This window comes from Saezia sanguinis (genome assembly GCF_003991585.1).
Lineage (GTDB): Bacteria > Pseudomonadota > Gammaproteobacteria > Burkholderiales > Burkholderiaceae_C > Saezia > Saezia sanguinis.
Genome location: NZ_PQSP01000231.1, coordinates 1 through 233, shown reverse-complemented (window position 1 = coordinate 233; position 233 = coordinate 1). Strand labels below are relative to the sequence as shown.

Sequence of the window (233 nt, the reverse complement as noted above, 5' to 3'; positions counted from 1 at the left end):
GTGTAGCATTCGGTGCTAACCTCTATTCTGCTAATACTGGTGGTAACGACAACATGACCTATGGCCCAAACCAAGACTATAGTTTCTTCTTACAGGGCTACTCTGCCCTAGCAGATGCCGGTGCCAAAGTAATTAATAACAGTTGGGGTTCAAACCGTCGTGTTAATTCATCCTTTGCTGGTGCACAAGGCTACAAACCAAAATATGATTGGCGTGATGTGCCTGAATATGGC

The 233-nt window shown here is 45.1% G+C and carries 1 pseudogene; it reads left to right on the top strand.

The window, feature by feature from the left end:
- Nucleotides 1-233 (top strand): annotated as a pseudogene (locus tag CUZ56_RS15620) (hypothetical protein); the annotation flags it as partial.